Source organism: Myxococcales bacterium (assembly GCA_016716835.1).
Lineage (GTDB): Bacteria > Myxococcota_A > Polyangia > Haliangiales > Haliangiaceae > JADJUW01.
Window position 1 is genome coordinate 362,223 of record JADJUW010000002.1, and the last position, 11,746, is coordinate 373,968.

12 protein-coding genes are annotated in these 11,746 nt (G+C 63.6%); 5 read left to right on the top strand and 7 right to left on the bottom strand.

All coding sequences use genetic code 11. The features are described 5' to 3' along the window. Positions 1-20 precede the first annotated feature (20 nt). Entirely contained in the window at positions 21-1,439 is a 1,419-nt protein-coding gene (locus IPL79_16445; protein ID MBK9072568.1) for an NAD-dependent malic enzyme, read from the bottom strand. Positions 1,440-1,451: 12 nt separating this feature from the next. On the opposite strand from IPL79_16445, the gene IPL79_16450 reads away from it, so the two are divergent. Both IPL79_16450 and IPL79_16455 read left to right on the top strand, forming a co-directional pair. Continuing rightward, positions 1,452-2,723: a HAMP domain-containing histidine kinase gene (locus IPL79_16450; protein ID MBK9072569.1), complete on the top strand. Its 1,272-nt coding sequence runs from the start codon at positions 1,452-1,454 to the stop codon at positions 2,721-2,723. Between the two features lie 7 nt (positions 2,724-2,730). Then, on the top strand, positions 2,731-3,273 hold the full coding sequence (locus IPL79_16455) for a response regulator (GenBank protein ID MBK9072570.1): 543 nt from the start codon (positions 2,731-2,733) through the stop codon (positions 3,271-3,273). A gap of 24 nt (positions 3,274-3,297) precedes the next feature. Here IPL79_16455 and IPL79_16460 read toward each other — a convergent pair whose 3' ends face one another. Next, entirely contained in the window at positions 3,298-4,182 is an 885-nt protein-coding gene (locus IPL79_16460) for a LysR family transcriptional regulator (GenBank protein ID MBK9072571.1), read from the bottom strand. A 73-nt stretch (positions 4,183-4,255) separates the two neighbouring features. Between IPL79_16460 and IPL79_16465 the strand changes: the two genes are divergently transcribed. Both IPL79_16465 and hppD read left to right on the top strand, forming a co-directional pair. Continuing rightward, positions 4,256-5,371 (top strand): homogentisate 1,2-dioxygenase, encoded by a 1,116-nt coding sequence (locus IPL79_16465; protein MBK9072572.1) that lies wholly within the window; start codon positions 4,256-4,258, stop codon positions 5,369-5,371. 23 nt (positions 5,372-5,394) lie between these two features. Continuing rightward, on the top strand, positions 5,395-6,462 hold the full coding sequence (hppD, locus tag IPL79_16470) for a 4-hydroxyphenylpyruvate dioxygenase (protein ID MBK9072573.1): 1,068 nt from the start codon (positions 5,395-5,397) through the stop codon (positions 6,460-6,462). A gap of 9 nt (positions 6,463-6,471) precedes the next feature. Here hppD and IPL79_16475 read toward each other — a convergent pair whose 3' ends face one another. Then, the gene (locus IPL79_16475; GenBank protein MBK9072574.1) at positions 6,472-6,981 is read right to left on the bottom strand and encodes a YceI family protein; all 510 of its coding nucleotides are present in this window, start codon (positions 6,979-6,981) and stop codon (positions 6,472-6,474) included. A 209-nt stretch (positions 6,982-7,190) separates the two neighbouring features. On the opposite strand from IPL79_16475, the gene IPL79_16480 reads away from it, so the two are divergent. Next, on the top strand, positions 7,191-7,565 hold the full coding sequence (locus tag IPL79_16480) for a CBS domain-containing protein (GenBank protein ID MBK9072575.1): 375 nt from the start codon (positions 7,191-7,193) through the stop codon (positions 7,563-7,565). A gap of 25 nt (positions 7,566-7,590) precedes the next feature. On the opposite strand, the gene IPL79_16485 is transcribed toward IPL79_16480, so the two are convergent. From IPL79_16485 to IPL79_16500, 4 genes are all read right to left on the bottom strand, one after another. Continuing rightward, positions 7,591-8,712, bottom strand: coding sequence for a hypothetical protein (locus IPL79_16485; GenBank protein ID MBK9072576.1), 1,122 nt, complete (start codon positions 8,710-8,712; stop codon positions 7,591-7,593). 74 nt (positions 8,713-8,786) lie between these two features. Further along, positions 8,787-9,620 carry an alpha/beta hydrolase gene (locus IPL79_16490; GenBank protein MBK9072577.1) on the bottom strand — a complete coding sequence of 278 codons (834 nt, stop codon included), beginning with the start codon at positions 9,618-9,620 and terminating at the stop codon, positions 8,787-8,789. A gap of 315 nt (positions 9,621-9,935) precedes the next feature. Next, positions 9,936-10,586: a dioxygenase gene (locus tag IPL79_16495; GenBank protein ID MBK9072578.1), complete on the bottom strand. Its 651-nt coding sequence runs from the start codon at positions 10,584-10,586 to the stop codon at positions 9,936-9,938. Between the two features lie 59 nt (positions 10,587-10,645). Beyond that, a complete protein-coding gene (locus tag IPL79_16500; GenBank protein MBK9072579.1) occupies positions 10,646-11,692 on the bottom strand; it encodes a hypothetical protein in 1,047 nt (348 codons plus the stop codon). Between the last annotated feature and the right edge of the window lie 54 nt (positions 11,693-11,746).

Genomic DNA, 11,746 nt, shown 5'->3' on the forward strand with positions numbered 1-11,746 from the left:
CGTTCTCCTTTTGCGGTTTCTCACGCGCGCGCGGTGTTTTCAAGCCCGAGCCGACGTGCACGCGCCACCGTCGCTTGGCGCACCGCTTCATGTACTTGTTGGTTGAGCGGGCTTGGCACCACCTCGCCCGGCTCGGCCATGCGCGCGATGACCTCGGCGGCATCGATGAGCATTTCGATGGTGATGGCGCGACTACGGACCTCGAGCGCGCCCTTAAACAGCCCAGGAAAGGCGAGGGCGTTGTTGATCGATCGGCCATCGATGGCAAACGCCGCGCCCGCCGCGCGCGCCGCATCCGGCGAAATTTCGGGTTCGGGATTGGACAGCGCGAAGATGACATGGCCTTGGCGGATCATGGCCGGCGAGATGAGGCCGGCGCGGCCTGTGGTCGCAATGACAATGTCGGACTCGCGCATCAGCGTCGTCAGATCGGTGGGGCGCGCGCCATGCGCGGTTAGGCGGGCCACGGCCTGCGCCGAGACATCGCTGACCAGCACCTCCTCGACGCCGTACGCCAACGCCAGCCTCGCGATCGAGCTGCCCGCCGCGCCAAGGCCAAGTTGGCCGATGCGGGCCTTGGTTAGATCTCGCCCGGTCAGCCGGCAGACGTTGATGATGGCGGCGAGCGCGGCGGTGGCGGTGCCGTGTTGGTCGTCGTGCAGCACCGGCTTCTGCAGGCGTGCTTGCAACTGTTCTTCGATATAGAAGCAATCGGGCGTGCGGATGTCTTCGAGGTGGATGGCGCCAAAGCCAGGGGCCAGCCGCATCACGGTTTCGACAAATTCATCCGGATCACGCGTATCCACGAGGATGGGCGTGGCGCTGATCTTCGCCAGCTGATCGTAAAGCACCGCCTTGCCTTCCATTACCGGCAGGCTGGCCAACGCGCCGATATCACCCAGGCCCAGCACGCGCGTCCCGTTGGTAAAGATGCCCACCGAATTGCCGACGCCGGTGAGCGTCCATGCGAGCTGCGGATCTTTTTCGATCGCCTTGGCGACGCGTGCGACGCCCGGGGTATAGATGTGCCTCAAATCGCTGAGCTCGCGCAAGGCAACGCGACTCGTGGAATGCAGCTTGCCCCCTTGGTGGCAGGCGAACACTTGATCAAGCATATGAATGAGTTCGACGCCTTCAAGCTGCCGCACGGCCTGCGCGACGCGCTCGGTGTGGGCATCGTTTTCGGTCTCGATGGTAATGTCGCGCACCGTAAACACCTCACCAATTTGATTGGTGGAGATTTCGCCGAGCAGGCCCCCATGCTCGGCAATCGTCGTCATCAGCCGCGCGAGCTCGCCCGGTCGGTGGCGAAGGCGAACTCGAAAAATGGTGTCTACGCTGTACCCGTCCACCACGGCACCATCGCAAAATTGTAACGCCGTGTCACAAAACGGCTCTACGAAACGCGCCCCATTGACGGTTGGCGCCGCCGCGGCCATAGTCGGCGCACGATGAGCGCCACCATGGTCGATAGCTCGCTGCGGTGGGTGGTGCGCTTGCGTTGGATTAGCCTGGGTGGCCTCGGCGTTTGCGCGGGCTTCGCCAAGTCTGAAGGCCAAGCGTTGCGGTGGTGGCTCATCGCGGTAATCATCGGGCTCGGCGTGGCGTCGAACCTGGCGCTGGGATGGCTGCCACGTCGCCGTGGCATCACGCTGTCGCGCCAGCACACCTCCTACATGATCGCCGCTGCGCTCGTGCTCGACATGCTGCTGCGCACGGCTTGCCTCGCGGTTACGGGCGGCGCCTCGAATCCTTTCTCGGTGCTCTATCTCGTGCATATCGCGTTGGCCGCCGTGGTCCTCACCTCGCGCCAGACGTTGGCGATGGCGGCGGTGTCGGTCGTGCTCTTCGCGCTGCTCTTTCTCGTCGACGTCGGGCAGGTGCACGTGCACGACCCCAAGGCGAGCTTATTTGAGAACAAGCATCTCCAGGGCATGTGGCTGGCGTTTACCCTGGCCGCGCTCATCACCGGCTATTTTGTGTCGCGCATTGCGGCCACCCTGCAGGCGCAGCGCGAGCAAATTGCCGAGCTGCGCGAGACCGCGGCGCGCAACGCGCGGCTGGCCTCGCTCACCACGCTGGCAGCGGGTGCGGCGCACGAGCTATCGACACCGCTGGGCACCATCGCGGTGGCCGCCTATGAAATGCGGGATTTGGCCAAGCGGCAGCGCAGCGGTGCCACCCCTGACGTAAGCCAAGACACGGCCGATCTTGATCTTATCCTCGCCGAGGTTGAACGCTGCCAACAGATTATTGCCCAGCTAGCGCCGCGCAGCCGCGAGGGAGAGGAGGCGGTCGCCATCTCAGCCGCCGACCTCGAACGCAACCTAAGGTCGCGCTTGGGCGGCGAGTGGGCGCGCATCGCGTGGCGTGCCGAGCCGATCGCGCTGCATGCGCCGGCGGCGCTGGTGCACACCACGGTGGCGGCCATCGTCAAAAATGCGCTCGACGCCTCGCCCGAGACAGGGCAGGTCGAAGTGACCATCGCGCCAGCCGCGGCAGGCTCAGCTGGCACGACGATCGCCGTGCGCGATCGCGGCGAGGGCATGACGCCAGCCTTCTTGCAGCGGCTCGGTGAGCCATTTTTTACGACCAAGGAGCCGGGCAAGGGCATGGGCCTTGGGCTGTTTCTCGCCAAGTCGACGATGGAAACGCTCGGCGGCCACTTGGCAATTCATTCGACGCCGGGGCAGGGCACCGAGGTCGTGCTAACGTTTGCGTGAGGCGTGCATGACCGAGCTTTCGCGGCATTATCTATTGGTCGACGACGATGAGCGCTTTCGCACCCGCCTAGCCAAGGCGCTCACCGATCGCGGCAATGAGGTCACGGCGGTTGGTTGCCACGCCGAAGCCCTTGCCGTGGCCGATCACCTCGCCTTTGATCGCGCCATCGTCGATCTTAAGATGCCAGGTAAAAATGGCCTGGCGACGGTGCGCGCGCTCAAGGAATTGCAGCCGACGATCGATATCGTGGTGCTCACCGGCTATGGCAGCATCGCCACCGCGGTCGATGCGATGCGCCACGGCGCCACGGAATACTTGCAGAAGCCAAGCCACACCGAGCAAATACTTGGCGCCTTTGCCGCCGAGCCGCCGGCGCTGGAGGAGACGGCGCAGGCGTTCGAGACGCCATCGCTCGCCAAGATCGAATGGGAGCACATCGAGCGCGTGCTGCATGAATGCGGTGGCAATATTTCGCGCGCGGCGCGAGTGCTCGGCTTGCAGCGCCGCACCTTGCAATACAAGCTCGCGAAGTTTCCCGTCGCGCGGTAGCGACGCGCGGCAGGCGCAAATTGCCTACCCCCCGACGAGGCGATCGACAAAGAGCTGCCCGGCGCGGCCGAGCTTCGGCGCGGACCGGACGTAGAGCCGCGGCGAAAACTCATGCGCGCTGGTGCCGGCCCAACGCACCTCCCGCAACACCCCGGCGGCAAGCTCTTTCGAAATCAGGTGCTCGGGCAACCAGCCAAACCCAAGCTTTGACATGATCGCCGTCTTCTTGGCGGCGAAATCGCTGAGTTCAACTGAAAACGTTGAGGTCAATTGTGACGTGCTCAGGCCGAGGCGCGGATCGGAGCCACGCACCGTAAGCAGGACCTCGTCCGTGAAGGTGGCGGCGCTAGCCCCACGGCCGCCATGGCACAAAGGATGCGATTTGTGGGCCACGAGCAGTGCGCGAATTGGCGCCAGCGCCACCATGCGTAGCCCCGCGGTGGTTGGGGGCAACACGGAAATCATCATGTCCGCGTTGGATGCCAAAAAGGCGGCTTCGACGCCGCCGAGGAAGGCGGTCGAGACATCGATCCGCGTCTTGGCCTTGGCCTTCGCTAGGTGGTGGACGACGCGCAAAATAGGATCGGCGGGAAAGATGCCGTCAAACACCAGGCGCACCCGCGGCTCCCACCCGGTGCGCAGCTCGGCACACGCCGTCTCAAAGTCGCGCTCGGCGGCGAGCAGGCTGCGCGCCAGCACCAAGACCTGTTCGCCAGCGGGGGTGAGGCGCGTGCGATAACCGCGGCGGTCGAGCAGCGCCAGCGCGAGATCGGCCTCCAGGGTCTTGATGGCGTAGACCACCGCGGTATGACCCTTTTGTAGCGCCTGCGCCGCGGCCTCAAAGGTGCCGCCGGTGGCTAGGGCGTCAAAGGCGCGCGCTTGTTCGAGCGTGATCGGCATATGTAACATTGTGCAATATTTTGACATTTTCTGACAGTTGTACTGTCTTTTATTGACTAACTCGTCGCGCTATGAATACGCCATGCAAATTCCATACATTCGCGGCAAGGTGGCGGCGCAGGCCCACGTAGGCATTCCGGACGGCACCGTCGAGGAAGAGTTTGCGCGCAACGGCTTTTTTGGCCGCTATGCGCACCTGTACCGCACGCATGCCCCCGTCGGCTGGTCGCGCATCGAGGGCCCGTTGCGGCCGCGCGCCTATCGCGCCAGCGAGCTAGGTGAGGCGCCCGTGCCTGGCGAGTACCTCGCGGCACGAATGAGCATGCTCGAAAACGACGACGTGCGGCTGCACATGGCACGCCTGGACGCGCCGATGCCCTATTACTTTCGCAACGCCGACAGCGACGAATTGCTCTTTGTTCACCAAGGCGCCGGCCGCCTCGAGACCGACTTTGGGCCCCTAGCCTACGAGGCCGGCGACTACCTGCTCATTCCGCGCGGCACGACGCATCGCCTGCATCCAACCAGCGCGACGTCGCTGCTCGTCATCGAGTCGGCCAGCGAGGTGGCGTTTCCTGACAAGGGCATGCTCGGCCAGCATGCGCTGTTTGATCCGGCGGTGCTGCGGGTGCCGACGCCAAACGAGGCCTCGTCGCTGACCGCCGATGCGCGCGGCGAATGGGAGGTGCGCATCCAGCGCGAAGGCGAGCTGACGCGGGTGTACTATCCTTACTGCCCGCTCGACGTCGTGGGTTGGAAGGGCACGCTGGCGCCGCTGCAGCTCAACGTGCGCGACATCCGCCCGGTTTCGAGCGATCGCTATCACCTGCCGCCGACCGCGCATTGCACGTTTGTCGCGCACAATTTCGTCGTGTGCTCGTTTCTGCCGCGGCCGCTCGAAAATGGGGATGCCGCCGCGATGAAGGTCCCATTTTACCACTCCAATATCGATTTCGACGAGGTGCTGTTTTATCACGCGGGCGAGTTCTTTTCGCGCCAGGGCATCACCCCCGGCATGCTGACGTTTCACCCGCAGGGCATCCACCACGGGCCGCAAGGCGGGGCGGCGCAGCGCGCGGCCGCCGCGACACGTACCGAAGAAGTCGCCATCATGATCGACACCAAGCGCCCGCTGCGCGCGACCAAGGCCAGCGCGCAGGTCGAGATCGCCGACTACTGGCAAAGCTGGCAGAAGTAATTCGCATCCCAAGGAACGCCACCATGACCACAACCCCAAGCAATCCCACGCCTAACCCCTTAGCGCTGCAAGGCATCGAATTCGTCGAATTCGCCAGCCCCGATCCGGACGCGCTGCATGCGCTGTTCTTAGACTTTGGCTTCTCGCGCATCGCCCGTCATGGCGACCGTGCGGTGGACCTCTACGTGCAAAACGATATCCACTTCTTGCTCAACCGCGAGCCCGCCAGCGTCGGCGCCGGCTTTGCGCGCCTGCACGGGCCCTCGATCTGCGCGATGGGCTGGCGCACGCAACACGCCGAAGGCGCGCTGCACGCGGGCACGACGCGTGGCGCCCAGGCCGCCGCGCACGTCGACTATGCGCGCTACGGCGTCTCGCTGCCGGCGCTAAGCGGCATCGGCGGTAGCCTGATCTACCTGATCGATCGTTGGAGCGACGGCCGGCTCTATGAGTCGATGGGCTTCATCGCCCTCGACAAGCCCGATCTCGTGCCCGACAAGGGGTTTCTCACCATCGATCATCTGACCAATAACGTGGTCAAGGGCACCATGGCGCAGTGGGCCAATTTCTATAAAGATGTGTTTGGCTTCACCGAGGTCCGCTATTTCGACATTCGCGGCGCCAAGACCGGCCTGGTGTCGTACGCGCTACGCTCACCATGCGGCACGTTTTGCAGTCCGATCAACGAGGCTACCGAGCCGACCAGCCAGATCCAGGAATACATCGACGAGTACAAGGGCCCAGGCATCCAGCACCTGGCATTTTTGACCGGGGACATCCTAGCGTCGCTGCGGGCGTTGCAGGGCTCGCGGATCGACTTCCTGGATATCGACGAGCAGTACTATCGCGAGATCTGGCAACGGGTGCCGGGCGTCACCGAGGATCGCGACGAAATTGCCAAGCGTGCCGTGCTCGTCGACGGCGACGACGACGGTTATCTGCTGCAGATTTTCACCAAGCCCGTCGTCGGGCCCATCTTCATCGAGATTATTCAGCGCAAGAACCATCTCTCGTTTGGCGAAGGCAATTTTGGCGCGCTGTTTCGCTCGATGGAGCGCGACCAACAGCGCCGCGGCGTGCTGGGAGCCTGAGGTGCGTCCCTACGCCGGCAGCCGGACTTCGATATCGACGTCGGGCTTAACCCGCAGCGCGCCGAGCATGGCGGAGTAGGGTTTGACCCCAAAATCAGGCTGGTGCAAGCGGGCCCGCGCAACGCGCGTGGTGCCGTCGAGGGCGATTTGCACCGGGATGTCGCGGCGAACGCCGCAGAGCTCGACGCTCGCCAGGCAGGCACCTAGCTCGCGCACCGTCAGCGATACCGAAATCGTCGGGTGTTTGGCTCCGCGCAGCACCGAGGTCTGGATATTTTTTTCGATATCGTGTTTGTTGCTGTCGGTCAGTACCTGCGGCGCGTCTTGACCGTTTTGCCGCGCGCACACCACCTTTAGCGACGTTGCCTCTATCGTGGCAACGATCACGTGTTCGTGGTCATCTTCTTGGATTGAGAATGTGCTGAAGCGGAGGCGCAAATCGTGCGCCACAGCCGCAAGCACGCCCTCGCGATAGGTGTAAACAAAGATTTCGCTGCTAGGTGGCGTGAACGTGCCCATCAGTTCAGCGTATCACCACCTGCCTACTTGGCCCGGGGCACGACACCAGCAAATGCAGGGCCTGCCGCAACCCGTGCACCATGCGCGCTAGACGCCGCAAGAATTGCGCATTGATCTCGATCTCGGCCGCCTTACACCTGGATTGTCGCGGCACGCAATGTGCATAGTTGCCCACCATGAGCAAAGGCATTCCAACCATTTCAAGTTTCATGACGACCTCGCCACACACCATTGGCAAGGACCAACCGCTCGCGATGGCGCACGGCATGATGCGCGAGCACCAAATCCGCCACCTCCCGGTCCTGGAGGGCAATTCGCTAGTTGGCGTCATTTCTGATCGCGACGTCGCGCTCATCGAGGCCCTGCGCGGCGTCGATCCCAAGACGGTCCGGGTCGAGGACGCCATGACACAGGACGTATTAACGGTTGGGCCGGACGCGCCCATCGACGACGTCGTGGGCGAGATGGCGGCGCGCAAAGCGGGCTCGGCGGTCATCATGCAGAACCACAAGGTGGTTGGCATCTTCACCGCGATCGACGCCATGAACGCGCTGGTCAAGCTGCTGCATACGCGCTTGAAATAGGCCGTGAGGCCTCGCGCGCCGGCCCCTAGTTCGTGGGGATGCCGGTCTCGGCGAGTTCGGTCAATAGCGCGCGCTGGTAGTCGGGCACGTTCGCGAGCGAAGGCACCCCGAGCGCGGTGAGCGACTGCGAGAAGATCGCGCCGCACGCAGACTCCTCGCCTTCGCCGCCCGTCTGCTCGCCCAGCGTCCAGCTATAGTAGGTGCGATCGAGCGCGGCATCCCAGCACTCGGTTGACGCCGCCGTCTCGTCGTCGGCGATGGCCTCGCCGGAATAGGTGTTCTCGGCGCGACCGACGCCGCTGTTGAGAAAGGCCGCGTGCAGCGACATGGTTTCCGGTGCCTCGGTCTCGCCATCGGCAAAGTCTTGCTCGCCAATAATGTCGACGAAGCGCAGGTCGTTCGTGCCGTCGTCGACTTGGCCGTAGAGGTACTCGGCATCTACGGGCGGCTCGCCGTGGTCTTGGAAGTTTGCGAAGGCCGCGTAGACCAACGTCACCGTCTTGCTGGCATCGGCCTCGTCGGGGCCGCGGCCAAAGACGCTGACAAAACGCCCGCGCGTGCCGGCCTGCTCGTCATAGTTGTCGTTGTGCGCAACCTCAAAAAAGTGGTTGGCCTCAAAATCCCACAGGATGGCGCCCGAGCCGAAGTCGGGATTGTCAGCATCGGGATTGGAGCCGCCCCACACGATGGGCTCGAAGCCAGCGATGGCGTTTTCTGGGGCGCGGCCGATGGCGTAGCTGTATTGAAAATCTGAACCCGGTGGGTTCTCCCGCACATAGATGCCGATGTGGCCCACGCCATCATCGTTGGGAAACAGGCCCCAGAAAAATTCGCTCGACAGCTCGCTGTAAACCGTCGGCGGCTGGCTGGTCACCGTTTCGATGACGGTCAGCAAATCGACGACCGCGCCATTGACGTCGTGAATAATAGGGACGATGGCGAGGGGGGCTTCCGCTGGATCGCCTAACACATTACTTGCAGATGCCTCGGGTACGGCGGCCTGCAGCGTCGCGGCCGATGGCAGCGCGGCGCGATAGCGCGCCAGACGAGCTTGTTGGGATTCAGTCGGAGCGTTGTCTTCGCCACCGCAACCGCCCAGGCTAAGCGCAAATAAACCGAGACCGATGAACGATTTGGTAAGCCTCATGAAATCCTCCATGAAAAAGAATACACGGCTCCACGCGCGCTCGACACCCCCAGCGAGCGTTAGTGTGCGCTCGATCACCGCGCAAAGAGCGCGCTGAAGGCACCCGGAAAGCGTTCACGCCACGCCGCCTCGGTGTGGCCGGCGTTGGCATCAAAGCTATGCCAGACGTTGCCCTTGCCTGTGGCGGCGCGCCGCTTCTGCATCGCGTCGCGCAAGCGGTCGACATGTGGGGCATTGTCGCCCTCGGCTCCAACCCCACCGTTGTCTAGATAAAGATCAAGCGGCGCGTCGCTGGCCGCTGCGCGATCGATGATGCCCTTGTCAAACCAAAGAGAAGGCGAGCTCGCCAACACTTTGCCAAAAACGTCGGGCCGCCGCAGCGCGCCGTGGATTGACACCAGGCCGCCCATGGAAGCCCCACCCAGCGCGGTTGAACCACGGCCCGTTCGCGTCAGGTAGCGCGCCTCAATTTGAGGGCGTACGACATCGGCGACATAGTCGATGTACGCATCGGCACGGCCCTTGACGTGCATTGACGTGCCGCCCATTGTCACGTCGCGCGAGATCGTGGCGTACTCGCCGATCCGATCGACGGCGTCATTGAAGATGGCGACGATGATCGCCGGCTCGGCGCGGCCCTCGGCCACCTCTTTTTCCATCGAGGTCGCGATGTCCCAACCATCGCCAAACCCAGCGGGGCCATACTCAAAGGCGTTTTGGCCATCTTGCATATAGAGCACGGGATAGGTGCGATTTGGATCGTCGCCATAGCCCTTGGGGAGATAGACGGTTAGCTCCCTGGCTTGCGGTTGCCCCTGGCCACCCGAGAGCCGCAGCGAATCAAACCCATGCCATGGCCGGCTGCGCTGGCGCCCGGATACACTTGCGAGGCGGTGGCTTGTTCGCACTAGTTTCTTGCCCCTCAGTGGGCCTGGGCCGCTACTTTTGCGCGCTGCCCCGACGCCTGGCCCACGTGGGCCGTGAGCGGCAAGTCCCGGCTTCGAACTTGCCGCTGAGGATTGCGCGAGTGCCGTGCTCACCGCCACGACGAGCACGAGTGACCTCGCACGCAGCAAGCAAGACGTGGGCAACGACATGATATGGCTGCAAAGTGCAAATTGCGGACCACGTCAAATTGCGGCACGAGCCCTAGGAATTGCCGATTGCTGAGGTCGTTTGGCCCCAGCCTGGCGACGTTGGTGCCCAGCAGAGATGCGGGCGCCTTACAGGGGCTGCAGCACAAAGTGGAACGTGGCGTGCTTGGCACCCTCGACGTCGGTGGTGGTCATAATCAACGACGGCCTAATGAAGGCGTCGACGTCGTTGAACGGATCGCCCGCAAAGTACAACTGGGTGGTCAATAACTTGTGCCCAGGGGCGGCCACCTTGACGTGGACGTGCGCAGGCCGATATTGCGCGCCGTTGAGGTAGTGACCAGGCAGCACGGAGGTGAGGTGATAGTCGCCTTCGGCGCCGGTAAATTGGTGGCCGCGCAACTCAAAGCCCACGTTGTCGTATGCCCCCGCGTGGTCGGCGCTCCAAAAATCTAACACCGCACCCTCAATCGGCTCGCAGGTGGTTGACGAAACTACGCGGCCGCTGATGACGATGCGCGTGCCCGTGGTCCCCTCATCAACTAACACCGACCGCAGCGGCGAGTCTGGCAAAAAGAAGGGGCCTTCGATATTGGGCTCCGTGAGCTCACCGCAGGTTGGTGGCAGGCCATCGGGTGGGGCATCCACGGCGTCGGGTATGGCGCCCTGCGGGCTCATGTCGCAGGCGATAAGCCGACCGCCAACCCACGTGCCGATCACGCCAAGCGCGGTGTGTTTGAGAAAGCGACGTCGCGGCAGGTTGCTAGGTTGTGGCTTCATGCGCCCAACCTAACACGCGATCGCCAAAGCCATTGTTCACAATTTTTTGTCGCGATTGTTCAGAAACTGCCAGACAGCGTCACCAGCAAGCCGCGCTCAGTCACGCTCGCGCCAACGCTGGGCGCGGGCCGTTTTTCGACGAGTTTTTTGCGGGGCGCATTGAGAATAGCCATCGTCGTGCCAAGCGCCAGCGCCGCGCCGCCGACTGCGATCATGCCGATGCCCAAGCCTTGCGAGCCCTCGGCGCGATCGCGCAGCTCAGGAAACGGATCTTCCTCGCATGCGGTAATGCCGCACGCATCCTCGAGGCGATCGCGGTAGTCGACAAAGAGGTCGCGGCTCTGCAACAACAGCCCCGTGCCAACGCCTGCGATGACGACGCCGGAGGCCAGCACCGTCCATGGTTTCCACGTCGCCCAACGCGTGATGATCACGGTTTCGCGATCCGAACCAATCGGCTGCAGCGTGATTGCCAGCGGGGGATTCTCGCCGGGCACCAACGGCTCGTTCATGACCTTGGGAAGATATCCCGCGCGCGTGCCGACGAAGGCATGGCGCCCTGGCTTGACGCGAATCACCTTTTCACCAGGGCAGGTCAAGAGCGCGTCGCCGTTGAGCGTCACGGTGGTGTCGGGTTGCCCGCAGCTAACCGTGGTCGTTGCGACCTGGCCGGTCAATAATTTTTGATACGTGGTGGCCTCGCGAAACGTCGCCGCGTCAAACGGCGCCTCGCCCCAGCGCAAGGCCTGATCGAGGTGGTCGAGCGCCTCGAGCGTGCGTTCGAGCGCGATGCACGCCCGCGCCGCATTAAAGTGGATCGCGGGGTGATCCCACGCCGCGAGGGCGGCCTCGTATTCCGCCAAGGCATCGCGATGTCGGTTATCGATGAACAGCGTGTTCCCGGCTTCGAGCTTGGCCTTGGCCGTGGCGCGGTCGGCCGTCGAGACGCCCTTAGACCACGGCGTCTCCTTACCAGACTCGACCGTGGTGCGCGTTGGGCTCGGCGTTGACGCCGGCGTTGATGGTTGCGCCATCGCGGCGGAGGGCGCGAGGTGAGCCGTCGCCAGGAGCAACACGCCAACCCGCAGCCAATCGCTTGGACTCACTTCGCCATGGTACGGCAGCGATGTCGAGCTTCGCAAGCGCGCGGCCACGGTGAC

Excerpts from the sequence above, each read along its gene's own strand:
- IPL79_16445 (MBK9072568.1), bottom strand. The coding sequence starts at position 1,439 with ATGGCCGCGGCGGCGCCAACCGTCAATGGGGCGCGTTTCGTAGAGCCG.
- IPL79_16450 (MBK9072569.1), top strand. The coding sequence starts at position 1,452 with ATGAGCGCCACCATGGTCGATAGCTCGCTGCGGTGGGTGGTGCGCTTG.
- IPL79_16455 (MBK9072570.1), top strand. The coding sequence starts at position 2,731 with ATGACCGAGCTTTCGCGGCATTATCTATTGGTCGACGACGATGAGCGC.
- IPL79_16460 (MBK9072571.1), bottom strand. The coding sequence starts at position 4,182 with ATGTTACATATGCCGATCACGCTCGAACAAGCGCGCGCCTTTGACGCC.
- IPL79_16465 (MBK9072572.1), top strand. The coding sequence starts at position 4,256 with ATGCAAATTCCATACATTCGCGGCAAGGTGGCGGCGCAGGCCCACGTA.
- hppD (MBK9072573.1), top strand. The coding sequence starts at position 5,395 with ATGACCACAACCCCAAGCAATCCCACGCCTAACCCCTTAGCGCTGCAA.
- IPL79_16475 (MBK9072574.1), bottom strand. The coding sequence starts at position 6,981 with ATGGGCACGTTCACGCCACCTAGCAGCGAAATCTTTGTTTACACCTAT.
- IPL79_16480 (MBK9072575.1), top strand. The coding sequence starts at position 7,191 with ATGACGACCTCGCCACACACCATTGGCAAGGACCAACCGCTCGCGATG.
- IPL79_16485 (MBK9072576.1), bottom strand. The coding sequence starts at position 8,712 with ATGAGGCTTACCAAATCGTTCATCGGTCTCGGTTTATTTGCGCTTAGC.
- IPL79_16495 (MBK9072578.1), bottom strand. The coding sequence starts at position 10,586 with ATGAAGCCACAACCTAGCAACCTGCCGCGACGTCGCTTTCTCAAACAC.